The following is a 26,651-nucleotide window of genomic DNA, read 5'->3' as shown; positions in this document are numbered from 1 at the left end:
GTGCGGAATAAATGCAACTATTCCGTTCCGCGGCGGTCTGATCTATCCACCTAATAGGCCCCTAGCGAGAGGACGTTCGGTCCTCCGATTGGGGGACGAAGCCGGCGTCGGCCACGGTCGGTAGTCTCGGTGACGTGCCGCTTCCCGCAGACCCAAGCCCCACCCTGTCGGCCTACGCCCATCCCGAACGGCTGGTGACCGCCGACTGGCTATCGGCCAACCTGGGCGCGCCCGGGCTGGCGATCGTCGAATCCGACGAAGATGTCTTGCTTTACGACGTCGGCCACATCCCCGGCGCGGTCAAGATCGACTGGCATACCGACCTCAACGACCCGCGGGTGCGCGACTACATCACCGGCGAACAGTTCGCCGAACTGATGGACCGCAAGGGCATCGCCCGTGATGACACCGTGGTGATCTACGGCGACAAGAGCAACTGGTGGGCCGCCTACGCGCTGTGGGTATTCACCCTGTTCGGTCACCCCGACGTACGACTGCTCAACGGCGGGCGCGACCTCTGGCTCGCCGAACGCCGGGACACCACGCTGGAAGTGCCGACCAAGACGTCGACCGGCTATCCCATCGTCGCGCGCAACGACGCCCCGATCCGCGCCTACAAGGATGACGTCCTGGACATCCTGGGCACCCAGCCGCTGATCGACGTGCGTTCTCCCGACGAATACACGGGCAAGCGCACCCACATGCCCGACTACCCCGAGGAAGGGGCGCTGCGCGCCGGCCACATCCCCACCGCGCGGTCGATCCCGTGGGGAAAGGCGGCCGACGAGAGCGGCCGGTTCCGCAGCCGCGAGGAATTGGAACAGCTCTATGGCTTCTTAGAGCCCGACGACCGGACCATCGTGTACTGCCGCATCGGCGAGAGGTCCAGCCACACCTGGTTCGTGCTCACTCATCTGCTGGGCAAGCCGGGCGTGCGGAATTACGACGGCTCCTGGACGGAGTGGGGAAACACCGTGCGGGTGCCGATCGTCGCGGGCGAAGAGCCTGGAGCTGTGCCGGCCCAATGACGATGCCCGCGAGTCTGCCCGCTCCGCTAGCGGAGGTCGTGTCCGACTTCGCCGAAGTCCAGGGCCAGGACAAGCTCCAGCTCCTGCTGGAGTTCGCCAACGAGCTTCCAGCGCTGCCTGCCGAACTGGAAGAGGCGGCCATGGAGCCGGTGCCCGAGTGTCAGTCCCCGCTGTTCTTGCACGTCGACGCCCACGATCCCAACCGGGTGCGGCTATATTTCAGCGCGCCCGCCGAGGCGCCGACCACCCGGGGGTTCGCCTCGATCCTGGCTGCCGGGCTGGATGAGCAACCCGCCGCCGACATCCTGGCGGTGCCCGAGGATTTCTACACCGAACTCGGACTGGCGGCTCTGATCAGCCCGCTTCGGCTGCGGGGAATGTCGGCGATGCTGGCGCGGATCAAGCGTCGCTTGCGTGAGACGGCGTGAATTGAGGAACCGAGTGACCGGGCCGACGGCGCGGCGCTTAAACTTCCCCCGACAAGACTTGTAAGAAAATCTCTTAGAGACCTACATCTCTGACAGACGAAGACGTCCAGTCCCACAGGAGGCGCAGTGGCCAGTCACGCCAGCTCAAGGATCTCCAAAGTTCTCGTCGCCAACCGCGGCGAGATCGCGGTTCGGGTGATCCGTGCTGCCCGCGACGCCGGCCTGGCCAGCGTGGCGGTGTACGCCGAGCCCGACGCCGAAGCGCCGCACGTCGCGCTGGCCGACGAGGCGTTCGCTCTGGGCGGTCAGACCTCGGCCGAGTCCTACCTGGATTTCGCCAAGCTGCTCGACGCGGCGGCCAAGTCCGGGGCCAACGCGGTCCACCCGGGGTACGGCTTTCTGTCGGAGAACGCCGACTTCGCCCAGGCCGTGCTCGACGCCGGTCTGATCTGGATCGGGCCCAGCCCGCAGTCGATCCGTGACCTCGGCGACAAGGTCACCGCTCGTCACATCGCCGCCCGCGCGCAGGCTCCGCTGGTGCCCGGCACCCCGGACCCGGTCAAAGACGCCGACGAGGTGGTGGCGTTCGCCAAAGAATATGGAGTGCCGATCGCGATCAAGGCCGCCTTCGGCGGCGGCGGCCGCGGCATGAAGGTGGCGCGCACCATCGAGGAGATCCCGGAACTATTCGAGTCGGCCACCCGTGAGGCCGTCGCGGCGTTCGGCCGCGGCGAGTGCTTCGTGGAGCGCTACCTGGACAAACCCCGCCACGTCGAGGCACAGGTGATCGCCGACCAGCACGGCAACGTCATCGTCGCCGGCACCCGGGACTGCTCCCTGCAGCGCCGGTTCCAAAAGCTCGTCGAAGAGGCGCCGGCGCCGTTCTTGACCGACGCGCAGCGCAAAGAGATCCACGAATCCGCCAAGCGGATCTGCAAAGAAGCCCACTATCACGGCGCCGGCACCGTCGAATACCTGGTCGGCCAGGACGGCCTGATCTCGTTCCTCGAGGTCAACACCCGGCTGCAGGTCGAACACCCGGTCACCGAGGAAACCGCCGGCATCGACCTGGTGCTGCAGCAGTTCAAGATCGCCAACGGCGACAAGCTGGACCTCACTGAGGACCCCACCCCGCGGGGGCACGCGATCGAATTCCGGATCAACGGCGAAGACGCCGGCCGCGGCTTCCTGCCCGCCCCCGGCCCGGTGACCAAGTTTCACCCGCCCTGTGGCCCCGGTGTGCGGCTGGACTCCGGCGTGGAAACCGGCTCGGTAATCGGCGGCCAATTCGACTCGATGCTGGCCAAGCTCATCGTGTACGGCGCCGACCGCACCGAGGCCCTGGCGCGTGCCCGGCGTGCGCTGGACGAATTCCAGGTCGAGGGGCTGGCCACCGTCATCCCCTTCCACCGCGCCGTCGTCTCGGACCCGGCGTTCATCGGCGACGAGAATGGCTTCACCGTGCACACCCGCTGGATCGAGACCGAGTGGGACAACACGATCGAACCGTTCACCGGCGGTCAGCCCCTCGATGAGGAAGACGCACGGCCGCGCCAGAAGGTTGTCGTCGAGATCGACGGGCGCCGGGTCGAGGTCTCACTGCCTGCCGACCTGGCGCTCTCCAACGGCTCGGCAGCCGAGGCGTCCGGCGTCATTCGGCGCAAGCCCAAGCCACGCAAGCGCGGCGCCCACACCGGCGCGGCGGCCTCGGGCGACGCGGTGACGGCTCCAATGCAGGGCACCGTGGTCAAGGTCGCGGTAGAAGAAGGACAGGAGGTCGCCGCCGGCGACCTGGTTGTGGTCCTCGAGGCGATGAAGATGGAGAACCCCGTCACCGCGCACAAGGACGGCACCATCACCGGTCTGGCGGTGGAGGCCGGCGCGGCTATCACGCAGGGCACCGTGCTCGCCGAAATCAAGTAGCTCTCACCTGCCACGTTGTCGACCCCGTGGCGCTTGGGTAGGGTTGGAAAACAGGTTGAGTTCACAGCCGCCCGGAATGGCGTCCCATGGGATCGCGCGGGGAGGCGAAATCCCAGGATCGAGCGATTTGCCGTGCCCAGACGCGATTCACAGCACGACTGACGGAGTCAACAATGCTTGTGACCCAATCCCGGCAAGAGACCCGCATGGCCGACTTCAGCGCACAGCGGAGTTCATCGGTCGCCGTGGTGAGCGCGCACGGTGAGCTCGATGCCGCCAATGCCGATCAGCTCGCCGAGTACGTGCAACGCTGCGTCACCGATCGCGAATGGCTGACGCTGGACTTACGCGGCCTGGAATTCATTGGTACTGCGGGCTTTTCGGCACTACACCGAATCAATGTGGTTTGTTCCGCCCTGGGCACGCACTGGGCGATGATCCCCAGCGAGGCAGTGTCGCGGCTACTGCGGATCTGCGACCCCGACGGCATTCTGCCGGTCATGGAGGCCGCCGACGGCGGTCAGCCCGAACGGCGGCTACTCCAGCTGGTCACGTAGCCGGGTCAGCGATTTAGCCAGCAGGCGTGACACGTGCATCTGTGAGATTCCGACTCGCTCGGCGATCTGAGTTTGGGTCATCGACTCGAAGAACCTGAGTATCAAAACCGTTCGTTCCCGCTCGGGCAGTGCTTCGAGCAGGGGGCGCAGCGCCTCGCGATTCTCGATCCGGTCCAGACCGGTGTCGACATCGCCGAGCGTGTCCGCGATGGCGCGCGCATCGTCCTCTTCGCTGCCGCCCCCGCTGTCGATGGACAACGTGTTGTAGGAGCTTCCGGCCACCAAGCCTTCGACCACTTCCTCGCGGTCCATACCGAGTTCAGCAGCGAGTTCGGTGGCCGTGGGTGCCCGGCCCAGCCGTTGTGAGAGATCGGCGGTGGCGGTGCCTAATCGCAGGTGCAGCTCCTTGAGGCGCCGGGGCACCTTGACTGACCAGCTGTTGTCGCGGAAGTGCCGACGGACCTCACCCATGATGGTCGGCACCGCGAACGAAACGAAGTCCGATCCCGCCTCGACGTTGAACCGGACGACGGCATTGACCAAGCCGACGCGCGCAACCTGTATCAGATCGTCACGGGGTTCGCCGCGGCCTTCGAAGCGCCGCGCGATGTGATCGGCCAATGGCAGACACCGTTCCACGATCTTGTCCCGGTGGCGCTGGAATTCCGGTGAGTCTTCGGCAAAATCCGCCAGCTCACGGAACATGTCGGGGACATCGGCGTATTCGTTGGGCCGCGAGGACGACCCAGCACCGCCGTGACGCTCTGTCACCTGCTAGAGGCCGCCCGTCGGGCTGTCAGGGTGATCCCGAAGACGCTTCCGCTCGCATCTGGCTGGCGGCCGTCATGGAAGGTCTGCACGTCGTCAGCCAGCGACGTCAGGACATGCCAACTGAAGCTGCCCGGGGCTACCACGTCGTGTGTGTCGCACGACGCCGAGGCTTCCACAACGAGCTCCTCTTCCCGGGGATCAACCACGAGGCTGAGCACGGCGTCGGGCGTGGCCGAGCGGATCAGCCTCGTGCACACCTCGTCCACCGCCAGTCTCAGGTCGGCCACGGCGTCGAAATCCAGGTCCTCAAAGGTGCCGATGGCACCGACCAGGGTTCGCAGCATCGCCAGGTTCTCCAAGCGTGCAGCAACGTTCAACTCGACGGCACGCGGGCCCCGTTGGCGCCCGTGGGTGAGCTGATCCGCATCGGTCATGTGGCCTCCCGGCAATGTTCGACCGACCCGATTGGTGCCTCCGGGTCCGCCTTGGACCTTGGGTTCGAGCCGGTTGGTCATGATCGCCACCGGGTATTCAACCAGCTATGCGCGAGGCAGACGTCACCGACACCGCGCGGACGCGCAAGCTCAGGCGGACGGCGGTGATCGCGGTGGTAACCCTGGTACTGCTGATCCTGATCGCAGTAGCGATATACGTCGGTGCTTTTGTGATCTTGTCCCCAGCGATGGCACCGCTGGGATGACCGCGCGAAAGCAATACTGGCACTCATCATGGTCTAAACCAGATGCCCAATCGCCGCAGTGGGTAAACCCGGAATCCACAAGCCCTAGCTGGCAAGCCGCTGCCTGCGCACTTCGGGGTGTTCGGCGTACCACCGGTCGGCGATCCTGCGTATCCGCCGGTGCTCCACCGTCAGCCATGCCAGGCCAATGACGGCAAGCGTGATCGCCACGACCCCGGCCGTCATGCCCTGGTTGTGGTGTCCGCTGCCGAAGGCCGCGAGGGACCCGACACCACCGATCACACCGGCGACCATTAAGAGGTACCCAGGCCAGTGCAGCACGTCGATCAGCGATTCGCCGGCAAGTGGCCGCGTCGTCCGCAAGTGGTCGACGGGGTCACGAAAAGTGTCCCCCATGGTTCCTCCTTCCCGCGATTTCTGCCCGCCATCTGCCAAGCAAGGGCATTACCACCAACGGTAGAACTCGCAGAACGGGTTGTGGAGGGCTCAGCGCGATTTATTTGCCACCAGGCTTATAGGCGGGCTTATCGGCCAGCTTCATAGGCCCAGCACCGGGCCGGCGATCGGGGGAACGCCCATCGATACCGTGACCACCATCAGCGTCAACAGAAACCAGCCGGCACCCTGCCATCCCCACCAGGTGCCCTCGTCTCGCCATACCCGGTAGGTGCGCAGGAACGCCCAGAGCCCAGCCGCAAACAGGATCACCGGACCGCCAAACGCCAGCATCGTCCGCTCGGGCGCTCCGCAGGCCGCGGTGTCCACATTCACTCCGGGACACGTGCTGACCCATAATGCGGCCATAATTACAAAGCCGATCCCCGCGAGCGTGGCTACCACCGCAAAACGGATGGCAGAGCGGACCTCGTTGTCCTCCTGACCGAGACGGTCACGTCCTGTTACGTCATGTACTTTCTGCATCGGAGTACCTCTATCCCGCCCTTACCAACTACCCCCGCCGAATACCCTGCGTCAATACCGGACAAACCCGCAACAGGCTGCATCCGTCTAGGTCACAGCCGTTAAGGCGCTGCGCAGGGCGGCCACCGCAGCATCGATGTCGTCGTGCGAAACAGTGAGCGCCGGACGAAACCGCACGCCGTCTGTCCCAGTCGGGAGCACGATCACCGCGCGGTGCCACAACTGCCGGATCACCTCGTCGCGCACGGCCGTGGTGGGCAGGCTGAAGGCACACATCAGACCGCGTCCGCGTGGGTGCGAAACCAGCGCCGGGAAATCCTCGGCAAGCTCGTCGAGCAGCCCGCGCAGATAGCGGCCTCGCTCGGCAGCGCGCTCGAAGAGGCCCTCGGCTTGAATCACCTCGAGGATGCGGCGGGCGCGCACCATGTCGGTGAGATTGCCGCCCCACGTCGAGTTGAGCCGTGACTTCACCGCGAACACGTTCCCGGCGACCTCGTCGACCCGGCGGCCCGCCATCACGCCGCACACCTGCGTCTTCTTTCCGAACGCCACGACGTCGGGGTGAGCACCCAACTGCTGGTAGGCCCACGGAGTTCCGGTCAGCCCGCAGCCGGTTTGCACCTCGTCGAAGACCAGCAGCGCATCATGCTCGTCGCACAACTGCCGCATCGCGGCGAAGAATTGTGGCCGGAAGTGCCGGTCGCCGCCCTCCCCCTGGATGGGTTCGGCGATGAAGCACGCAATGTCGTTGGGGTACTTGGCAAATGCCGCGCGAGCCTGGCTCAGCGACTCGGCTTCCAGCGCGCACATGTCGGCACCCGGTCGCAGGTACGGCGCATCGATGCGGGGCCAGTCGAACTTCGGGAAGCGCGCCACGTTGACCGGTTTGGTATTGGTCAGCGACAAGGCGTAGCCGCTGCGACCGTGAAATGCGCCGCGCAGGTGCAGAACCCGACCGCCCAGCGCCGGGTCGACCCCGTGTGCTTCGTTGTGCCGGCTCTTCCAGTCGAAGGCCACCTTGAGCGCGTTCTCGACCGCCAGCGCGCCCCCTTCGACGAAGAACAGATGCGGCAGCGCCGGGTCGCCCAGGACGCGGGTGAAGGTCTCGACGAATCGGGCCATCGCCACCGTGCACACGTCGGAATTGCTCGGCTTGTTCAGTGCCGCTTCGACGAGTTCGGTGCGGAATTCATCGTCCCCGGCGAGCGCCGGGTGATTCATGCCCAGCGCCGACGACGCGACGAAGGTGAACATGTCGAGGTAGCGGCGACCGGTCCGGGCGTCGACCAGATAAGAACCGGCGGATCGGTTGAGATCGAGTACAAGATCGAACGTGTCGAGCAGGATGCTGCGCGCGAGGATCTCGGGGACCTGGGCCGGTCCGGCGTTCAGGGCGACAGTCATGCCCACATGATAGCGGGATCTTTACGGTTGATTGAGGTACAGACCGAAAAATTTATGGTACAAACTGCCGATCACAGTAAAAAGTATTCAAGATGATGGTGCTGCGCGTCCGCACGTTGGCGGTTGTCCGGATCCGTTGCAGCAGATCCTCCAGCGCCCGTGCGGATTCGACGCGAACCAGCAGGATGTAGCTCTCCTCGCCGGCCACCGAATGGCAGGACTCGATTTCCTCGATCTGTTCCAGCCGGGCAGGAGCATCATCGGGTTGAGACGGATCAAGAGGAGTGATGGCCACGAACGCCGATAGGAAGTGCCCCACGGCCTCGGGGTTGATCCGCGCCGAGTACCCGGCCACCACACCGCGCGACTCCAGCCTGCGCACCCGGGACTGGACCGCCGAAACCGAGAGTCCGGCACTCGTGGCCAACTCCGACAGCGTCGCGCGCCCGTCGGCGACCAGCTCGCGCAACAGGATCCGGTCGATATCGTCGAGCGTCTCACTCATGGCCGGAGAGTATCGCAGCGACGGCGCGCCATGAGGTGGCTACCGACCTGGCAGCTGCGGGCGCGGTTCGCCGCCGGGCTATCGGCCATGTACGCAGCCGAGGTACCCGCCTACGGCACGCTGGTCGAGGTAAGCGCACAGGTCAATCGGGACTATGTGGCGTCGCACCCCGGCGCCGAAAGATTCGGTTCGCTGCAGCGCGTCACCGCCGAGCGGCACGGCGCCATCCGGGTTGGCAACCCGGCCGAACTCGCTTGCGTCGCTGAGCTTTTTGCCGCGTTCGGCATGCTGCCGGTCGGCTACTACGACCTGCGGTCGGCGGCCGCACCGATACCCGTGGTTTCAACGGCGTTTCGGCCTGTCGATCCAACCGAGTTGGCGCGCAACCCGTTTCGGGTTTTCACCTCGATGCTGGCCACCGAGGACCCCCGCTACTTCGACGCCGGCTTGCGCGCCCGCGTGCACGCATATCTATCCCGCCGGCAGCTGTTCGATCCCGCATTACTGGCCCGCGCGCGGATCATCGCGGCCGATGGCGGCTGCGACGCAGCGGCGGCCGGCGGTTTCGTCGACGCGGCGGTGGCGGCATTCGCACTGTCCCGTGATCCGATCGACAAGTCCTGGTACGACGAACTGTCCGAGGTATCGGCGGTGGCCGCCGACATCGCCGGAGTCGGCTCCACCCACATCAATCACCTGACGCCGCGGGTCCTCGACATCGACGAGTTGTACCGCCGGATGACCGAGCGGGGCATCACCATGATCGATGCGATCCAGGGCCCGCCCCGCAGCGACGGGCCCGAAGTGCTGTTGCGCCAGACCTCTTTTCGCGCGCTGGCCGAACCGCGCCTTCTCCGCTGCGCTGACGGCAGCGTGCGCCCGGGCACCCTGCGGGTGCGGTTCGGCGAAGTCGAGGCACGAGGTGTCGCGCTCACCCGCAAGGGCCGGGAACGCTACGACACCGCGATGGCCGCCGCGGATCCGGCCGCGGTGTGGTCGCAGTACTTTCCGTCGACCGATACGGAAATGGCTTCCCAGGGGCTGGCGTACTACCGCCGCGGCGACCCGTGCGCGCCGGTGGTCTACGAAGACTTCTTGCCGGCATCCGCGGCGGGTATTTTTCGCTCGAATTTGGACCGCGACACTGATATCGGTTCGATTGCCGACGACTCGGAATACGACGCGCAGTGGTTGGCTGGGGTGATGGGCCGCGACATTCACGATCCGTACGCGCTGTACGAGGCGGAGGCATGGGCATGACCGAGCAGCTACGCACCCGAGTGCGCGACGCCTTCGAGGCGATCGGCGTCGCGGCCCGCCTCGGCGAGCCGGGTTCGGACGGGCTGGCGGCGAGCACGCCGATCACCGGGGAGGTGCTGTGCACCGTCGCCCAGACCACGCCCGAGCAGGCCGACCGCACGATTAGCGATGCGTGCAATGCGTTTTCGCAATGGCGTGTTACACCGGCGCCGGTGCGGGGCGACTTGGTCGCCCGGCTCGGCGAACTGCTCGTCGAGCACCGGTATGAGCTCGCGACGTTGGTGACGCTGGAGGTCGGCAAGATCACCTCGGAGGCACTGGGCGAGGTCCAGGAGATGATCGACGTCTGCCGATTCGCCGTCGGGTTGTCACGTCAGCTCTATGGGCGCACCATCGCCTCCGAACGTCCCGGGCATCAGCTGCTCGAGACCTGGCATCCACTCGGTGTCGTCGGGCTGATCACCGCCTTCAACTTCCCGGTGGCGGTGTGGGCGTGGAACACCGCAATCGCGCTGGTGTGCGGTGACCCGGTGGTGTGGAAGCCCTCGGAGCTGACGCCGCTGACGGGTCTGGCCTGCCAGGCGCTGCTGGCCCGGGCCGCCGCTGACGTCGGCGCGCCGGCGGGGCTGGGTGGCCTGCTGTTGGGCGGCCGCGAGCTGGGCGAGCAACTCGTCGACGACCCGCGAATCGCGTTGGTCTCGGCCACCGGCTCGGTGCGTATGGGTGAGCAGGTGGGGCCCCGGGTGGCGCGGCGGTTCGGACGGGTGCTGCTGGAGTTGGGTGGCAACAACGCGGCCATTGTGACGCCGTCGGCCGACCTGGACCTGACGGTGCGCGCCATCGTGTTCGCCGCCGCGGGCACCGCCGGGCAGCGGTGCACCAGCTTGCGCCGGCTGATCGTGCACCGCTCGGTGGCCGACTCAGTGGTGAGGCGGGTGGCCTCGGCTTTCCGGCAGCTGCCGGTTGGCGACCCATCGGTGCCGCGCACCATGGTCGGGCCGCTGATTCACGAGGCCGCCTACCGCGACATGCTCGGCGCGCTGGATGAGGCCCGCGCCGACGGCGGCGAAGTGATCGGAGGTGAGCACCACCAAGGCGATTACCCCAGCGCCTACTACGTCACCCCCGCGCTGGTGCGGATGCCGTCGCAGACACCCATCGTGGCCACCGAAACGTTCGCGCCCATCCTCTATGTGATGACCTACGATGATCTCAATGCCGCGATAGCCCTCAATAATGCGGTGCCGCAAGGGCTTTCGTCGTCGATCTTCACCACCGACCTGCGCGAGGCACAGCGATTTCTGGCCGGGTCGGATTGCGGTATCGCCAACGTCAATATCGGCACCTCGGGCGCGGAGATCGGCGGCGCGTTCGGCGGGGAGAAGCAAACCGGCGGTGGACGCGAGTCGGGTTCGGACTCCTGGAAGGTCTACATGCGGCGGGCCACGAACACCATCAATTACTCCAATGAGCTGCCGCTGGCCCAGGGCGTGGAATTCGGCTGAGCCGGGTCGCCACAGTCAGCTCTATCCGAACGCACACTTTGCGTGGGTAGTATCACTGCTTATGGCGACGGCCAGGAGGCGGTTATCCCCAGAGGATCGACGCGCCGAGTTGCTCGCACTGGGGGCGGAAGTCTTCGGCAAGCGACCCTATGACGAGGTCCGTATCGACGAGATCGCGGAGCGGGCCGGTGTGTCGCGCGCGCTGATGTACCACTACTTCCCGGATAAACGCGCGTTCTTTGCCGCTGTCGTCAAGGACGAGGCCGACCGGCTGTACGCGGCCACCAACATCGAGCCGGCGCCCGGCTTGACGATGTTCGAAGAGATCCGGATGGGCGTGCTGGCTTACATGGCCTACCACCAGCAGAACCCGGAGGCCGCATGGGCCGCATACGTCGGACTCGGGCGGTCCGACCCGGTTCTGCTCGGCATCGATGACGAAGCCAAGAACCGCCAGATGGAACACATCATGACCCGCATCACCAACACGGTGGCCGCGACTCAGGGAAACAAGCTGGATCCGGACGTCGAGCGTGACCTGCGGGTGCTGGTATTCGGCTGGATCTCGTTCACCTTCGAAATCTGCCGCCAGCGGATTATGGACCCCACTACCGATGCCGACCGGCTGGCCGACTCGTGCGCGCACTCGCTGTTGGATCTGATCGCGCGGTTGCCCGAGATTCCTCCCGAACTCACCGAGGCCCTGGCCACCGCCCGGTTGTGAAGCTCTGAGTCTTTTTTGTCGGTAGGTGTTGGCACGATGGCCTGGTGAGCACTGATCCGTTAGGCAGATTCAGCGCGACTACTCGCGACTGGTTCGCCAGCACCTTCGCCGGACCCACTCCGGCGCAGGCCGCGGCCTGGGCCACCATCGCCGACGGCGATCACACGCTGGTCGTCGCGCCAACCGGGTCGGGCAAGACGCTGGCCGCGTTCCTGTGGGCTCTCGACGCCCTGGCGCGCGAGGCGGACCGCGTCCCGGGAACCCAAGTGCTTTACGTGTCCCCACTCAAGGCGCTGGCGGTCGACGTCGAGCGCAACCTGCGCACCCCGCTGGCCGGAATCACCCGGCTCGCCGAGCAACGCGGTCTGCCCGTGCCGAGCATCAGCGTCGGCGTCCGATCGGGTGACACCCCGCCCGCGCAGCGCCGTCAGCTCATCGCCAAGCCGCCCGATGTACTGATCACCACCCCCGAATCGCTGTTCTTGATGTTGACCTCGGCCGCCCGCGACACCCTGGCCGGCGTGCAGACCGTCATCGTCGACGAGATTCACGCGATCGCCGCCACCAAGCGCGGCGCACATCTGGCGCTGTCGCTCGAGCGGCTCGACGAACTAGCCGGCGAACGGCGGGCGCAGCGGATCGGGCTGTCGGCGACCGTGCGGCCGCCCGAGGAGCTGGCGCGGTTCCTGTCCGGCGCAGCCGCGACAAAGGCGACAAACCGGACAACTGTAGTGGCGCCGCCATCGGCCAAGACGGTCGAGCTGTCGGTACAACTACCGGTGCCCGACATGGCCAACCTGACCAACAACAGCATCTGGCCCGATGTCGAGGCGCGGCTGGTAGACCTGATCGAATCGCACAACTCGACCATCGTGTTCGCCAATTCACGCCGTCTGGCCGAACGACTTACCGCCCGGCTCAACGAGATTCACGCCGAGCGGTGTGGTCTGATGGTGCCCTCGGAGGCCAACCCGCAGGTGGCCGGCGGCGCTCCGGCCTACGTCATGGCCAGCGGCCAGACCTTTGGTGCGCCAACGCTGCTGGCGCGCGCGCATCATGGCTCGGTCAGCAAGGAGCAGCGCGCCGTCGTGGAAGAAGACCTCAAACGCGGCGAGCTCAAGGCGGTGGTGGCGACCTCGAGCCTGGAACTCGGCATCGACATGGGCGCGGTCGATCTGGTGATCCAGGTGGAGGCACCGCCGTCGGTGGCCAGTGGCCTGCAACGCATCGGCCGAGCCGGCCACCAGGTGGGCGAGGTTTCGCGAGGGGTGCTGTTTCCCAAACACCGCACCGATCTGCTCGGCTGCGCAGTCAGCGTGCAGCGCATGCTTACCGGACAGATCGAGACCATGCGGGTACCGTCCAATCCACTCGACATCCTGGCGCAACACACGGTGGCCGCCGCCGCGCTGGAGCCGCTGGATGCCGACCGTTGGTTCGAAACCGTGCGCCGCAGCGCCCCGTTCGCGACGCTGCCGCGCAGCGTCTTCGAGGCCACCCTGGATCTGCTGTCGGGCAAGTACCCGTCCACCGAGTTCGCCGAGCTGCGGCCGCGGCTGGTGTATGACCACGATAACGGCACCCTCACCGCGCGCCCCGGTGCCCAACGGCTGGCCGTCACCTCCGGTGGCGCCATCCCCGACCGCGGGCTGTTCACCGTCTACCTGGCCAGCGATTCCGAAAAGCCGTCCCGCGTAGGCGAACTCGACGAAGAGATGGTTTACGAGTCCCGGCCCGGGGATGTGATCTCACTGGGCGCCACCAGCTGGCGGATCACCGAGATCACCCATGACCGGGTGCTGGTGATTCCCGCGCCGGGCCAGCCGGCCCGGCTGCCGTTCTGGCGCGGCGACGACGTAGGGCGCCCCGCCGAGCTAGGCCGGGCACTGGGTGCGTTCACCGGCGAGCTGGCCGGCCTGGACCGTGGCGCATTCGACAAGCGTTGCACCGCTTTAGGTTTCGATTCATATGCGACAGACAACTTGTGGACATTGCTGGACGACCAGCGGACGGCCGCCGGCGTAGTGCCCACCGACACCACCCTGCTGGTCGAACGGTTTCGCGACGAGCTCGGCGACTGGCGGGTGATCCTGCACTCGCCGTACGGGCTGCGGGTGCATGGCCCGCTGGCCCTTGCGGTGGGCCGGCGGTTGCGCGAACGCTACGGGCTTGACGAAAAGCCGACCGCTTCCGACGACGGCATCGTGGTGCGCTTGCCCGATGCCGGGGAAGAACCGCCGGGCGCCGAGATTTTCGTGTTCGACGCCGACGAGATCGATCCGATCGTCACCGCCGAGGTGGGCGAGTCGGCTTTGTTCGCGTCCCGGTTCCGCGAATCGGCGGCGCGCGCGCTGTTGCTGCCCCGCCGCCATCCTGGCCGCCGCTCGCCGTTGTGGCACCAGCGCCAGCGGGCCGCCCAATTGCTCGACGTGGCACGCAAATACCCCGACTTCCCCATCGTGCTGGAGACCGTCCGCGAGTGCTTGCAGGATGTTTACGACGTTCCGACGCTGGTCGAGTTGATGGCGCAGATCGCCCAGCGCAAGGTGCGGGTGCTCTCGGCTGAAACGGCTAAACCATCCCCGTTCGCAGCGTCGCTGATGTTCGGCTATGTCGGTGCGTTCATGTACGAGGGCGATGTCCCTTTGGCCGAACGCCGCACGGCCGCACTCTCGTTGGACAGCACCCTGCTGGCCGAGCTGCTGGGCCGCGTTGAGCTGCGCGAGCTGCTCGACCCCGAAGTCATCGCCGGAACCGGTCGGCAGTTGCAGCATTTGTCGGCCGACCGCCTCGCCCGCGACGCGGAAGGGGTTGCGGATCTGCTGCGGCTGCTGGGTCCGCTCACCGCGGAGGAGGTCGCCGCCCGGGCGACCGCCGCCGACGTCGGGGGCTGGCTGGAAGGCTTGCGCGCCGCCAGGCGCGCGCTGACGGTGTCGTTCGCCGGACAGACCTGGTGGGTAGCCGTCGAGGACATCGGCCGGCTGCGCGACGGCGTGGGCGTAGCGGTTCCGGTGGGCCTTCCGGACAGCTTCACCGAAGCGGTGGCCGACCCGCTGGGCGAATTGCTGGGCCGCTACGCGCGCACCCACACGCCGTTCACCACCGCCGAGGCGGCCAGCCGGTTCGGCCTGGGCCTGCGGGTCACCGCCGACGTGCTGGGCCGGCTGGCCGACATGACCTCCGGAGGCAGGCTGGTGCGCGGTGACTTCGTCGCCCTCGAAGCGTCTGGTATGGCCGGCGGCGAACAGTGGTGTGACGCTGACGTGCTGCGCATTCTGCGACGGCGGTCGCTGGCCGCGCTGCGCGCTCAGGTAGAGCCGGTCAGCACCGCCGCCTACGGCCGCTTTCTGCCTGCCTGGCACCACGTGGACGCCAGTCACTCAGGTATCGACGGGCTTGCCGCTGTCATCGAACAGTTGGCCGGGGTGCGATTGCCGGCCTCGGCGCTCGAACCGCTGGTACTTGCTCCGCGGGTTCGCGATTACGCCCCGGCGATGCTGGACGAGCTGCTCGCCAGCGGCGAGGTGACCTGGTCGGGTGCCGGGTCGATTTCGGGCAGCGACGGCTGGATCGCGCTGCACCCGGCGGAGTCCGCGCCGCTGACCTTGACCGCCCCGGCCGAGATCGACTGCACCGACGCGCACCGGGCGATTCTGGACACCCTGGCCGGCGGCGGCGCGTACTTCTTCCGCCAGCTCTCCAAGCACGGCCACACCGAAACCGACCTCAAAGCCGCACTGTGGGAACTGATTTGGGCGGGCTGGATCACCGGTGACACCTTCGCGCCGGTGCGCGCGCTGCTCGGCGGCTCGGGCACCCGTAAGCGCGCCCAGCCGGCACACCGCAGCCACCGTCCGCCGCGACTGAGCCGCTACAGCGTCGCGCACGCCACTGCACGGACCGCCGACCCGACCGTGGCCGGGCGGTGGTCGCTGCTGCCGGTGCCCGAACCGGACTCCACGCTGCGGGCCCACTTCCAGGCCGAGCTGCTGTTGAACCGCCACGGTGTGCTGACCAAGGGTGCGGCCGCCGCCGAGGGTGTCCCCGGCGGATTCGCCACGCTCTACAAGGTGTTGAGCGCGTTCGAGGATGCCGGGCGGTGCCAGCGCGGGTATTTCGTCGAGTCGCTGGGCGGTGCGCAGTTCGCGGTCGCCTCGACCGTCGACCGGCTGCGCAGCTATCTCGACGGGGTCGACCCGGAACGGCCCGAATACCGCGCCGTGGTGCTGGCCGCTGCGGATCCGGCCAATCCCTATGGCGCGGCATTGCCGTGGCCGGCCGCGGAAGGCAACGATTCCCGGGCGGCCGCCCGGCCGGGCCGCAAGGCCGGTGCGCTGGTGGTGCTGGTGGACGGCGAGCTGGCCTGGTTCCTGGAACGCGGCGGGCGCTCACTGCTGACGTTCACCAAGGATCCGGCGGCCAACCACGCGGCGGCGGTAGGCCTGGCCGACCTGGTCGGCGCCCGGCGGGTTGCATCGATCCTGGTCGAACGGGTCGACGGGATACCGGTGTTGCAGCCAGGCGTACCGGGTCCGGTGAGCGCAGCGCTGACCGACGCCGGTTTCGTCCGTACCCCGCGTGGATTGCGGCTGCGCTAGACCATGCCCGAAGGCGACACCGTCTGGCACACCGCAGCCACGCTGCGCCAGCACCTGGTCGGCCATACGCTGACCCGCTGCGACATCCGGGTACCGAGGTTTGCCACCGTCGACCTCACCGGTCAGGCGGTGGACGAAGTGGTCAGCCGCGGCAAGCATCTGTTCATCCGAGTGGGCGCGTACAGCATTCATTCGCATCTGAAGATGGACGGCAGCTGGCGGGTCGGCGACCGGCCGGTGCGGGTCGATCATCGCGCACGAATCATCCTGGAAGCAGACAACATTCGAGCGGTCGGCATCGACCTGGGCGTGCTGGAGATCCTCGAACGGGATCACGACCTTGCCGCGGTCGCACATCTGGGCCCCGATCTGCTGGGCGAAGACTGGGATCCCGAACTTGCCGCCGCCAACCTGATGGCCGATCCGAACCGGTCCATCGCCGAGGCACTGCTTGACCAGCGGACAATGGCCGGAGTCGGCAATGTTTACTGCAACGAGCTGTGTTTCGTCAGCGGCCACCTGCCCACCGCACCGGTCAGCGCCATCGCCGACCCGCGACGGCTGGCCTCACTTGCACGGGACATGTTGTGGGTTAACCGCTTTCGCTGGAATCGCTGCACCACCGGCGACACCCGGGCGGGCCGGCAGCTGTGGGTCTACGGACGCGCCGGGCAGCGTTGCCGGCGCTGCGGAACCCGCATCGAACACCGAAACCCCAATGGCACCGGCGAACGTATCACCTACTGGTGCCCGTCCTGCCAGCGTTAGTCGCGGCCGTGGGTCAGGAAGAACTGCGCGATGACCTGAGAGGCGTCGAACGCGCGAGTGGTGGCCCCGATGACCGGCTTGGGTAGATACTGCTTGCCGCCCGGCCAGGTGTGTCCGCCGTTGTCGATCTGATAGAACACCACTTCCGTCCCGGCCACACAGATCTGGGCATCGAAACGGTGCACGACTGTTCCATCTCCGGTACTGGGCAGCACCTCGGTCACCGGATCACCCTGGCAACCGTCGACCGTGCGCCACCGATCCACCATGCTCTTCGCCGAGACCGCGTGGCTGACCCCACCCCGGCCGCGGACATCCCCACCGTTGAACGGCACCACCGGATCAGCGGTACCGTGCGCATCCAGCACCGACACCGGACGGGACGGATTGCAGGCCACCCCCACCCCCAACGTCCCGGACACCGGTGCGACCGCCGCGAACAGATCGGCGCGATCGCACGCCAGCCGGTTGGACATGAAGCCGCCGTTGGACATGCCGGTGGCGAACACGCGCCCGGCGGGAACGCTGAACTCGCTCTGCAGCTTGCCCACCAGCGCCACCAGGAACCCGACGTCGTCGACATGCCGGCGGTCCGCCGGAGATGCACCCCGGCCGTCGGCCCAGCTCTTGTCGTAACCGTCGGGATAGACGACCAGCAGGTTGGTGACGTCGGCAGCGCCGTTGAAGCCCGTCAGCCCCTGCTGTCCCGCGCCGGTGCCGCCACCGCCGTGCAGGTTGAGCACCAAACCAACGGGCGGGCCCGGGGGGACATGCACCGTATAGGTGCGCTTCAGCCCACCGAATTGCAAGGTGCCGGGCTGATCTCGAGCGCTGGCCGTCGAAACCTGCTGTCCGCGACAGCCAATCAGGCCGCCCACGAGTACGAGTAGCAGGAGCAGTCGCACCCAGGGCATGACGGCCAAATTACCGACCGCCCCGACCGACCGGTCGCAGACCTCTGAATTTTCATAGGGTTACCGAAGCGCCGCGCTCCAGCGGAACGACTCGTTCGGCCATGCCACGGCGCTGCATTTCGGCGGTGAAGTCCGCCAATGGCGATGCGAAGACACCGTAGTCGTCGAAGTGAATCGGAATCATCTTCGGCAGCTTCAGCAGCTCGACCAGTCCCGCCCCCTGGCGCCCGTCCATCGTCACCGTCAGACCGAACGGCAGACGCCGGCCCGCCGGCAACCGGGTGCCGCCCAGATGCAGCAAGCCGAAATCGATCGCATCGAAACGCAGGGGAATCTCGTTGAGCTCCTCGACGAGCAAGGTGTCGCCGGAGATGTAAACCCGACGTAGCCGTGAGCCGTCCGCGGCGGCGAAATCGAGCATTGTCCCCATAACCGGCGGCAACAACCGGTGAGCCAGCGCCGGCGCGTGCCGGCCTGGCAACGACGTCATGGTCACCGTGGCGCCGCCCTTGCTGATCGCGTGCTGCTGCCAGGTCGACAGACCGAGCGCACCCCCGAAGCCGCGATGACGGGCAAGTCGTGGTCGAGTCCCTTTTGCGAAACGCGGTCCCAATGATCGCCGTGCATGTGCGACAGGACGATCGCATCAGTCGGCGGCAGCCGCTCAATGCTCAACGCCGGTTCGCGGAGGCGTTTGGACACCAACCCATAACCCAGATAGGCATGCTGCCCACGATGCAGGAAGTTCGGGTCGGTCAGGATGGTCAGGCCGCCGGCGGCAATCAGCGTGGTGGCATCGCCCACGAATGTGACGGTGATTTCCATCGCCCGGGACTACCCGGGGGACGGCAGTTCAAGCAGGCGCGCTCAGCCCGCCCCGGGTGGGCGGGGCATGAACGTCCCCTTCAGCTCCAGTCCCATTGCCAGGTCCTCGTACTTCGGCTCCTTGCGTTTGCGCCAACCGCTGCCAGCCGAGATAGGCGGTGGCATCAGCGGCGGAAGCATGGGGAACCCGGCGTCGCCGGCCGGAAGCGGCGACACCGCCGACGCGAGTTGGACCGGTGTGTGCGCAGCGGTCAGCACACCCAGCGTTGCGGGCGGTGCGCTGAGGTTGCCCAGCGACACTCCCACACCTACCGCCGCCGCCGGTTCTAGCGCACCGAAGGCGCCGGCCGCGTTGGAAATACCGGCCGCCGCCTCGCTCAGGGCGGACTCGCCCTGCGATAGGCCTTCCGCGATGTCGGGGGCCACCGACTGCAATGCCTGCGCCGAGGTGTTCTGCGCCATGTAGCTGAGCAGGTTGATCGGGAATCCCGACGATATGAACTGGTTGGCGTAGGTGTTGGCCAATCCGAACCAGCCTTGGTCGGGGTCGAAGGTAACGCCTATCGCCTGCATTAGCGCATCGATGGGAGATACCGGCGGAGCGATCGCGTCGGCCGGGGCCACCGCCGCAGCGGCAGAAACCGCGGTGGCCTGAGCTGCCGGCGCACCCGGATCGGCGATCGAGGGCGGGGAAGCGAACAACGACAACGCGGTCGTTTGCGCCGAAGTGGTCTCGTAGCGGTACATCGCCGACGCGTTGTTCACCCACATGTTCTGGTATTGGGCTTCGGTCTCGGCGATGGCCGCGAGGTTCTTGCCGAACCCGTTGGTGGCCAGCAAGTGGGCCAGCTGCGTCCGGTTGGCGCCGACCGTCGCGGGAGGAACGACCGCCGCCAGGGTAGAGCTGAATGCCGCCGCCGCGGACTGCGTCGACGAGGCCAACTGCTGGCATTGCTGCGCGGTGGCCCGCATCCAGATGAGGTAGGGAGCGGCTGCCTGGATCATGGCCAGCGGCGAGGGACCGTGCCAGTCTGCGGCCAGCGCAGAAAGCACGGCGTTATAGCTGCTGGCAGTTTCTTCCAAATCGGCACTGAGGCGCTGCCAAGCGACGGAGGCCTCGAGCAGCGATTCCGCGCCGGGCCCCGAGTGCATCAGCGCTGAGCTGACCTCGGGGGGCAGCGTTATGAACTCCATAACATGACACTCTTACTACGCTGGGAAATTTTGCAAAACATTACGTTGACAACGGCGGGAAAACCGTCGAAACATTGCGCGTCACGAAATGGCGTTCACCGCGGCCGCTAGTCGCGACCTGAACGCATCCGGTACGGCGACGTATCCGTTATCCGCAAGACCGCCCTGACCAGCGCCCATCGTGCTTTGCAGGAACGCCCTAACCGCCGTACCGACACCCGCGTCCGGATACTTCGAACACACAATCTCATAGGTCGCCAGGACGATCGGGTAGGCGCCAGCCTGGTTCGGCCGGTAGAAGGAGATGGTGTCGAGGGCAAGGTCGTTGCCCTCCCTGGTGAACCACGCACTAGAAATCGTGCGCCCCACCGAGTCGGTGCCGAGCGCTACCGGTTCCGGCCCCGCCGAGGTGATGACCTTGGCCACGTTGAGCTGCTGTGCTTGGGCGAAGGACCATTCGACGTAAGTGATCGACCCGTCGGCGCCTTTGACGGCCGCTGCGGCCCCGTTGCTGCCGTTGGCACCTTCACCGACGCCGCCCTTGAACTCCTTTGCCGCACCCTTACCCCACTCGTCACCAGAGGCGGTGTCCAGATATCTCTGGAAATTCTCCGTGGTCCCAGAATCGTCGCTGCGGAACACCACATGAATCGGCTCGGCGGGCAAGCTCGCGCCTGGGTTGAGCACCGCGATCGCCGGATCGTTCCAGGAGGTGATCGCGCCGTTGAAGATTTTGGCCGCGGTGGCACCGTCGAGGTTCAACGAAGTCAGTCCGGTGACGTTGTAGGCGATCGCGATGGGTCCGAACACCATCGGCAGATTCCACACCGGCGAGCCGCACCGCTGCTCGGCTTTGGCGTACTCATCCCTGCTCAACGGGGAGTCGGAGCTGCCGAAATCCGTTTGTCCACCCACGAATTCGCTGATTCCAGCGCCGGAGCCGTTGGCCGTGTAGTTCAGCGACTGGCCCGGGCAGGCCTGTTCGAAAGCCTTGACGAAGCGGGTCATGGCGTTGTCCTGGGCGGTGGAACCGGCGGCCGTCAGCGTCGGCTTGCCCCCGCACCCGACATTCGGCGACGACGCCTTTCTCGCCGCGGCGGCCGCGGTGGGCTTGTTGTCGCTGCCGCACGCCGACAACAGCAGTGTGGCAACGGCCAGAGCACCGAGCGCGGGGCCAATTCGTTTGAACTTCAATCGAATCCCTCGAGCGACCAGACTGCTACCCTGGCCGGATTCCTGCGGCACAGTACAAGATCTTCCCGTAGCCGATTGCTTCCGGCCATCGCTGCAGCTGGCCGGATTCACGATTTCAACCACAGTTTCCGCCCGGTACACGGTTCGGACACCTAAGGGGTTTCCTCGTCGTATCGTTAACTGGAATGATCAAAAGGTAAGCAGCCTGTTACGTCCGCACTCGTACCCTGGGAGGTTCCAGCAATGGCGATCACCCAAGCGGCCGGCCCTTTCCTGGGGGCCGCGCTGTGCAGCCTCGTTGCCATCGCTGCTCCGGCAGCGCATGCCGACGCGGTCGACGACCACTTCCTCAGTGCCGCGCACGCCCATGGCATCAACTTCGCGTCACCCCAAGCCGCGCTCCTTGCCGGTCACCAGGTCTGCGACCAACTCGACTCCGGTCGCCAGAAGTCCGACGTCGCCAATGAAGTGGAAGGCAGCAGCAACCTCGACGGCTACCACGCCGGGTTCTTTGTCGGCCTGAGTATTGCGGCTTTTTGCCCCCGGCATCACTCTGGTTAAGAGTTGATGTCAAGCTTCTGATACATCACGGCACCCGCATAAACTTTTGCTACATGCAGGCGGGGAGCCATAAATGATCAGGAAAGTATTGTTCAGCGCCGCAATCGCGGTCTGTGCTGCGGTGGGAGTAGCCACTGCGGCCAACGCCGAGCCCGGCTGGTACAACACGCTCAGCTGTAACTGCGAACCGGTGCCGCAGAGCGGGCCCACTCTCACCGAGCAGATCGATACCGGAATCCGCGACGGCCTCGCCGAGCTGAACGACGCCGCAGAATAACTCGCCTAACCCGCCGCCCCCTGCCCCACAGCCTGGACCGACGCGTGCTCATGCAGCGCCTGCTCGGCCTGCGGTGAAACGGGTTTGAGGTCGAAGATCACCTCATGCACGGTGCCGCTGAACGCATACGGCGCCTTGTCCTCATACTCGCGGTCGACCACCAGACCGTTGTCGCGCCCGACGTCCAGCCCGGCATACGACGTGAACGCTAGGCTCACCGTTTGCGGCAACTCACCCTCGCCGATCAACCGATTGCCGGCCCATAACGTCACCCGTCCACCGGAACCGACGACGGGCTGCTCGCTGTCGAACTGCATCCGCACGGTCACGTCGCCAGTGGGGATGGGCTCGGTGGACACCTGCCGATAGGTCTCGACACCGAGGAAGGAATAAGTGTGGTGCAGACGCCGCTGCGGGTCGACCCACAGCGCGAACCCACCCATGAAGTCGGCATTGGCGACGATGACGCCCTCGGCGTTGTCGGGCACGTTTAGCAGTGCCTCGATCGCGTACGAGCGGCCGAAGATGCGCGGAACCATGCCGCGCTGGATGTTCTGTACGCCCTTCTTGAAGCTGAACCGCGCGGTGGTCGGAAGCGGCGGCAGGTCGCCGTACATCACCGCGAGCCCACCCAGCAGCGGCAGCACCCGGTTGCGCTCGGCTTCTTCCCACCACAGCTGCTGCAGTTCGGCGAGCTTGTCCGGATGTTCGGCCGCCAAATTCTTCGCCTGGGAGAAATCGTCAGGCAGGTAGTACAGCTCCCACACGTCGTCGTCCGGGTCGTAGGCGCCGGGCGCGAACCGCTGCATGGTCTCCGGCGACAAGTCCCACGGCGCCTTGTCCAGCCGGGCGCACGCCCACCAGCCGTCCTTGTACATGGCGCGGCTGCCGAAGTTTTCGAAGTACTGCACGGTGTGGCGGTCTTCGGCGTGCGCCCCGTCGAAGGTGTGCAGGAAACTGGTTCCGTCCATCGGTTCCTGCTCGAAGCCGTCCACACTGGTGGGCTCGGGTAAACCGATGGCCTCCAACACAGTTGGCGCGATATCGATACAGTGCGCGAACTGATCGCGTATCCCGTCGGGCCGAATCCGCGACGGCCAGGCCACCACCATCGGATCGCGGGTGCCACCGAGATGGCTGGCCATCTGCTTGCCCCACTGGAACGGCGTGTTGTTGGCGTGCGCCCAGCCGCTCGCGAAATGCGGCGCGGTGAACTCGTCGCCCAGCGCTTCGATCCCGCCGTACTGTTCAATGAGCTCGAGTTGCCGGTCGGCGTCGAGGTCCAGACCGTTGAGGAAGGTCATCTCGTTGAACGAACCGGTGTTGGTGCCTTCCATGCTGGCGCCGTTGTCGCCCCAGATGTAGAAGACCAGCGTGTTGTCCAACTCGCCCAGATCCTCGATGGCATCCAGCAGCCGCCCTACATTCCAGTCGGCGTTCTCGGAGAATCCGGCGAACACCTCCATCTGACGGGCATACAGCGTCTTCTGCGTCGCCGACAAGCTGTCCCAGGCCGGGAACAGATCGGGCCGCTCGGTCAGCTCGGCATCCGGCGGAATGATGCCGAGTTGCTTCTGCCGCTCAAATGTCTGCTGCCGGTAGACATCCCAGCCCTCGTCGAACTGCCCCTGGTATTTGTCGGCCCATTCCTTGAAGACGTGGTGGGGCGCGTGGGTGGCGCCGGTCGAGTAGTACATCATCCACGGCTTGGTGGCGTTCTGGGCGCGTACGGTGTGCAGCCATTCGACGGCCTTGTCGGTGAGGTCGTCGGGGAAGAAGTAAAGCTTGCCGTCCTGCCCCTCGGGTATGCCGATGACCGAGTTGTCCTGGCTGATGATCGGGTCATACTGGCCGGCGGCACCTGACGGGAATCCCCAGTAGTGGTCGAATCCCCAACCCAGCGGCCAGTTGTCGAACGGTCCCGCCGCCCCCTGGACGTTGTCCGGGGTCAGATGCCACTTACCGAAAGCCCCTGTCACATAACCGTTGTCGCGCAGAATGCGGGGCAGCGAGGCGCAGCTGCGTGGCTTGACCGTCGAATAGCCAGGGTAGGGTCCCGGGAACTCACAGACCGATCCGAAGCCCACCCGGTGGTGGTTGCGTCCGGTCAGCAGCGCCGCGCGGGTCGGCGAGCAGACTGCGGTGACATGGAACCGGTTGTAGGCCAATCCGTTCTGGGCAACCCGGGACAGCGTCGGGGTGCGAATGGCGCCGCCGAAGGTGTCCGGGCCACCGAAGCCGGCGTCGTCGATCAACACGATCAGCACATTCGGCGCGCCGTCGGGCGCGTTGGCGCCGGGGACGATCGTCCAGTCGCCCACCGAATCGGCCGCGGTGCGGCCGATGGTGCCGCCAAAGGTGCGCTGCGGTATCGGCAGCTTGGTGCGGTCCGGGTTGAACTTGCCCATCGCCTCTTGCAGCGCGGCACCGAAGCTGCGCAACGTCGAATGACTCATCTCGGCAACCGATTTCATCGGCGATCCGGCCAGCGTCTGTTCTACCGCGAGTCGGCCCTGCGCCGGGGTTATCGCGATGATCACCGCGCTCCCCGCCGCCATCGCCTGCCCGATCTTGTCGGCCAGCCCGCTCTTGATCCGATAGTTGGCGAACGTGCCCGCCAAGGCTCCGGCGGCCGCCCCGAACGCCGCCGTAGCCAGCAAAGCCGGCGAGAACAAGCCGACCGCCAGACCCGCCCCCGCGCCCCAGGCCGCGCCGCGGCGGCCAAGCCGGTTGCCGGTGTCGAGCAGGACGGCGTTGCCGTCGGCGTCCTTGCCCACCAGCACCGCGCCCTGCAACGGCACGGTCTTGGCGTTGGCCCGGCCGGTGAGGTTTTCGAAGTCGCGCCGAGCCGAATCAAGTTCCTGATAACCCGCGACGATGACGAGCGCGTTCTCTTCACTCATACCCAGACTCCTGTAATTCGCGTCGGCTGATGAACTCACGGGGCAAGCCAGTGATCGGATCGTCGAACTCGATACGCCGCGCCAGCAATTGCAGCGGCGAGCTGAAGTCGTGTGACACAACGTCAACCACGTTGGGATACAACGGATCTCCGCATATCGGTAGCCCAAGTGCGGCCATCTGCACGCGCAACTGGTGGGTCCGTCCGGTGCGGGGCGTCAACCGGTACAGACCATCGGGTGAAACCAGCTCCACCACCGTCTCTGCGTTGGGCGCACCCGGCTCGCAGACCGCCTGCAGGTTGCCCCGGCGTTTGACGATGCGGCTGCGCACCACCCGCGGCAGCACCAGCGCCGGGTCGACCGCCGCGCGGGCCAGGTAGGTCTTGCGCACCGCGCCTTGCGCGAACAGCGTCTGGTAGCGGCCGCGCAACTCACGTCGAGTGGTGAACAGCAGCACCCCGGCGGTCAGGCGGTCAAGCCGGTGCGCCGGGCTCAGCTCGGGGAGCCCCAGGGCACAGCGCAAGCGCACCAGCGCCGTCTGCGCGACGTGGCGGCCGCGCGGCATGGTGGCCAGAAAGTGCGGTTTGTCGACGACCACGAGGTCGTCATCCTGATAGAGCAGCGGGATGTCAAAGGGCACCGGCACCTCGTCGGGCAGGTCCCGGTACAGGTAGACGAAGGAACCCGGCGCCAGCAGCGTGGCGCTATCGACGACCGCCCCGCGGGCGTCGACCACTTCCCCGGCGAGCAGTTTCGCGCCGGCGGGCGTGCCGAATCTTTCAATGAGCTCGGTCAGCACCGATCCACCCCGCAACCGCACCCGCACCGGCCCCAGCGCATCGCGAACGCTGAGCACTGCGGGCTCCAATTGCAATCCTCCTGCGGTATCCGACCACGCGAGCGTACGTCGTCGGAGGGCACCAAGTGTTCAAGACATGGAGGTTTACCCGAACGCCAGTTAACCAAGTGTTCGTGCTAACGGTGCCAAGTGTTGGTGCACTGGGCGCGCGAGCACGCGACGACGATCGTACCGTTGAATGACCGGCGCTCGACAGACAGGCGGTGCAATGCATAGCCCAACTCGGTTGCAACTCAAGCCCTTTCAACCCGCGTCCGAACACATCGACGGGGCGTGGTGGCCGCGGTCCAGGCGATTGGCCGACGAGCTGCCCGACTTGATGGCGCGGCTGTCCGACCAGCTGGGGCCGATCTTGATGGTGGGCTACCACCGCAATGGCTGGGACGACTGTCCGCAACTGCTCGAGATCGGTGGCCACACCGTCGAATTGCTGGGCTTCGACGGTGACGAGCCGGCTAGCGTCATCCTCATCGACAAAGACGGTCACCACTTGACCGTGGGCGTCATCGCGCCGGACGCCGACAACCAGAGCGCCCAACTGGCCCTGGACCAGGAGCGCAATGGCTCCGACATCGAGGTCGCCGCGGCGGCCCGTTCGCTGGTCACGCGCTCGGTGGCCGACGTCGCCGATAACCTGGCCCGGCACGAGGGCCACGGCGACGAGCAGCGCACCGCCCAGCTCAGGCCGCAAATCAGGCAGTGGTGTGAAGAGGCCGCTGCGCAATTCGTCGACGCGCCGCTGCAGACCTTCGTGCCGATTCTGGTCGAACACATCGCTCGCAACCGTTTGATGGAATCGCGCAGGACAACCGCGTCGAGCACTCACTAGGTC

At 66.5% G+C, this 26,651-nt stretch carries 24 protein-coding genes and 1 pseudogene; 13 read left to right on the top strand and 12 right to left on the bottom strand.

Going from position 1 to position 26,651, the window contains the following annotated elements:
- The first annotated feature begins 134 nt into the window (after positions 1-134).
- From AWC27_RS17610 to AWC27_RS17595, 4 genes are all read left to right on the top strand, one after another.
- Entirely contained in the window at positions 135-1,028 is an 894-nt protein-coding gene (locus AWC27_RS17610; protein ID WP_085671670.1) for a sulfurtransferase, read from the top strand.
- Entirely contained in the window at positions 1,025-1,456 is a 432-nt protein-coding gene (locus tag AWC27_RS17605) for a SufE family protein (protein ID WP_085671669.1), read from the top strand. The genes AWC27_RS17610 and AWC27_RS17605 overlap by 4 nt, the downstream gene beginning before the upstream one ends.
- A 126-nt stretch (positions 1,457-1,582) precedes the next feature.
- Positions 1,583-3,379: an acetyl/propionyl/methylcrotonyl-CoA carboxylase subunit alpha gene (locus AWC27_RS17600; protein WP_085671668.1), complete on the top strand. Its 1,797-nt coding sequence runs from the start codon at positions 1,583-1,585 to the stop codon at positions 3,377-3,379.
- Between the two features lie 173 nt (positions 3,380-3,552).
- On the top strand, positions 3,553-3,936 hold the full coding sequence (locus tag AWC27_RS17595) for an STAS domain-containing protein (protein WP_085671667.1): 384 nt from the start codon (positions 3,553-3,555) through the stop codon (positions 3,934-3,936).
- Here the strand turns inward: AWC27_RS17595 and AWC27_RS17590 are convergent.
- Both AWC27_RS17590 and AWC27_RS17585 read right to left on the bottom strand, forming a co-directional pair.
- Entirely contained in the window at positions 3,916-4,707 is a 792-nt protein-coding gene (locus AWC27_RS17590; protein WP_085671666.1) for an RNA polymerase sigma factor SigF, read from the bottom strand. The two genes, AWC27_RS17595 and AWC27_RS17590, sit on opposite strands and share 21 nt — an antisense overlap.
- Positions 4,704-5,141, bottom strand: coding sequence for an anti-sigma factor (locus AWC27_RS17585; protein ID WP_083111235.1), 438 nt, complete (start codon positions 5,139-5,141; stop codon positions 4,704-4,706). Before AWC27_RS17585 ends, AWC27_RS17590 begins: the two co-directional genes overlap by 4 nt.
- Before the next feature lie 107 nt (positions 5,142-5,248).
- On the opposite strand from AWC27_RS17585, the gene AWC27_RS31225 reads away from it, so the two are divergent.
- Positions 5,249-5,407, top strand: a complete 159-nt coding sequence (locus AWC27_RS31225) for a hypothetical protein (RefSeq protein ID WP_169726815.1) — start codon at positions 5,249-5,251, stop codon at positions 5,405-5,407.
- Between the two features lie 84 nt (positions 5,408-5,491).
- Here the strand turns inward: AWC27_RS31225 and usfY are convergent, their stop codons facing one another.
- The 4 genes from usfY to AWC27_RS17565 form a co-directional block, all read right to left on the bottom strand.
- Positions 5,492-5,803, bottom strand: a complete 312-nt coding sequence (gene usfY, locus AWC27_RS17580; protein WP_085671665.1) for a protein UsfY — start codon at positions 5,801-5,803, stop codon at positions 5,492-5,494.
- Between the two features lie 141 nt (positions 5,804-5,944).
- Positions 5,945-6,328 (bottom strand): hypothetical protein, encoded by a 384-nt coding sequence (locus tag AWC27_RS17575; RefSeq protein ID WP_085671664.1) that lies wholly within the window; start codon positions 6,326-6,328, stop codon positions 5,945-5,947.
- 87 nt (positions 6,329-6,415) lie between these two features.
- On the bottom strand, positions 6,416-7,732 hold the full coding sequence (lat, locus tag AWC27_RS17570) for an L-lysine 6-transaminase (protein WP_085671663.1): 1,317 nt from the start codon (positions 7,730-7,732) through the stop codon (positions 6,416-6,418).
- Positions 7,733-7,784: 52 nt separating this feature from the next.
- Positions 7,785-8,237 carry an Lrp/AsnC family transcriptional regulator gene (locus AWC27_RS17565; protein ID WP_085671662.1) on the bottom strand — a complete coding sequence of 151 codons (453 nt, stop codon included), beginning with the start codon at positions 8,235-8,237 and terminating at the stop codon, positions 7,785-7,787.
- Positions 8,238-8,267: 30 nt separating this feature from the next.
- Here AWC27_RS17565 and hglS point away from each other — a divergent pair, with 30 nt between their 5' ends.
- From hglS to nei2, 5 genes are all read left to right on the top strand, one after another.
- Positions 8,268-9,497 (top strand): 2-oxoadipate dioxygenase/decarboxylase, encoded by a 1,230-nt coding sequence (gene hglS / locus AWC27_RS17560; RefSeq protein WP_085671661.1) that lies wholly within the window; start codon positions 8,268-8,270, stop codon positions 9,495-9,497.
- Entirely contained in the window at positions 9,488-11,002 is a 1,515-nt protein-coding gene (gene amaB, locus AWC27_RS17555; RefSeq protein ID WP_085671660.1) for an L-piperidine-6-carboxylate dehydrogenase, read from the top strand. The genes hglS and amaB overlap by 10 nt, the downstream gene beginning before the upstream one ends.
- 61 nt (positions 11,003-11,063) lie before the next feature.
- Positions 11,064-11,726, top strand: a complete 663-nt coding sequence (locus tag AWC27_RS17550; protein WP_085671659.1) for a TetR/AcrR family transcriptional regulator — start codon at positions 11,064-11,066, stop codon at positions 11,724-11,726.
- A 41-nt stretch (positions 11,727-11,767) separates the two neighbouring features.
- Positions 11,768-16,324, top strand: a complete 4,557-nt coding sequence (locus AWC27_RS17545) for an ATP-dependent helicase (RefSeq protein WP_085671658.1) — start codon at positions 11,768-11,770, stop codon at positions 16,322-16,324.
- Positions 16,325-16,327: 3 nt separating this feature from the next.
- Positions 16,328-17,092 carry an endonuclease VIII Nei2 gene (nei2, locus tag AWC27_RS17540; protein ID WP_085671657.1) on the top strand — a complete coding sequence of 255 codons (765 nt, stop codon included), beginning with the start codon at positions 16,328-16,330 and terminating at the stop codon, positions 17,090-17,092.
- On the opposite strand, the gene AWC27_RS17535 is transcribed toward nei2, so the two are convergent.
- From AWC27_RS17535 to pstS, 4 genes and pseudogenes are all read right to left on the bottom strand, one after another.
- Positions 17,089-18,006, bottom strand: a complete 918-nt coding sequence (locus AWC27_RS17535; protein WP_085671656.1) for an extracellular catalytic domain type 1 short-chain-length polyhydroxyalkanoate depolymerase — start codon at positions 18,004-18,006, stop codon at positions 17,089-17,091. The two genes, nei2 and AWC27_RS17535, sit on opposite strands and share 4 nt — an antisense overlap.
- Before the next feature lie 52 nt (positions 18,007-18,058).
- Positions 18,059-18,831 (bottom strand): annotated as a pseudogene (locus AWC27_RS17530) (MBL fold metallo-hydrolase).
- 42 nt (positions 18,832-18,873) lie between these two features.
- A complete protein-coding gene (locus AWC27_RS17525; RefSeq protein ID WP_085671655.1) occupies positions 18,874-20,025 on the bottom strand; it encodes a PPE family protein in 1,152 nt (383 codons plus the stop codon).
- Positions 20,026-20,106: 81 nt separating this feature from the next.
- Entirely contained in the window at positions 20,107-21,219 is a 1,113-nt protein-coding gene (gene pstS, locus AWC27_RS17520) for a phosphate ABC transporter substrate-binding protein PstS (protein ID WP_085671654.1), read from the bottom strand.
- Between the two features lie 243 nt (positions 21,220-21,462).
- Between pstS and AWC27_RS17515 the strand changes: the two genes are divergently transcribed.
- Both AWC27_RS17515 and AWC27_RS17510 read left to right on the top strand, forming a co-directional pair.
- Entirely contained in the window at positions 21,463-21,780 is a 318-nt protein-coding gene (locus tag AWC27_RS17515) for a DUF732 domain-containing protein (protein ID WP_085671653.1), read from the top strand.
- Between the two features lie 73 nt (positions 21,781-21,853).
- The gene (locus AWC27_RS17510) at positions 21,854-22,057 is read left to right on the top strand and encodes a hypothetical protein (RefSeq protein WP_085671652.1); all 204 of its coding nucleotides are present in this window, start codon (positions 21,854-21,856) and stop codon (positions 22,055-22,057) included.
- 5 nt (positions 22,058-22,062) lie between these two features.
- Here the strand turns inward: AWC27_RS17510 and AWC27_RS17505 are convergent, their stop codons facing one another.
- Together AWC27_RS17505 and AWC27_RS17500 are read right to left on the bottom strand one after the other, a co-directional pair.
- Complete coding sequence (locus AWC27_RS17505; RefSeq protein ID WP_085671651.1) at positions 22,063-24,960, bottom strand: arylsulfatase; 2,898 nt, start codon at positions 24,958-24,960, stop codon at positions 22,063-22,065.
- Complete coding sequence (locus tag AWC27_RS17500; protein ID WP_085671650.1) at positions 24,953-25,828, bottom strand: pseudouridine synthase; 876 nt, start codon at positions 25,826-25,828, stop codon at positions 24,953-24,955. The genes AWC27_RS17505 and AWC27_RS17500 overlap by 8 nt, the downstream gene beginning before the upstream one ends.
- Positions 25,829-26,027: 199 nt before the next feature.
- Here AWC27_RS17500 and AWC27_RS17495 point away from each other — a divergent pair, with 199 nt between their 5' ends.
- Complete coding sequence (locus AWC27_RS17495; protein ID WP_085671649.1) at positions 26,028-26,648, top strand: DUF5994 family protein; 621 nt, start codon at positions 26,028-26,030, stop codon at positions 26,646-26,648.
- Positions 26,649-26,651: the final 3 nt, after the last annotated feature.

Source organism: Mycobacterium szulgai, from assembly GCF_002116635.1.
Taxonomy (GTDB): domain Bacteria; phylum Actinomycetota; class Actinomycetes; order Mycobacteriales; family Mycobacteriaceae; genus Mycobacterium; species Mycobacterium szulgai.
Note: the sequence above shows the minus strand (reverse complement) of the source record. Positions and strands in the feature narration are given on the sequence as shown.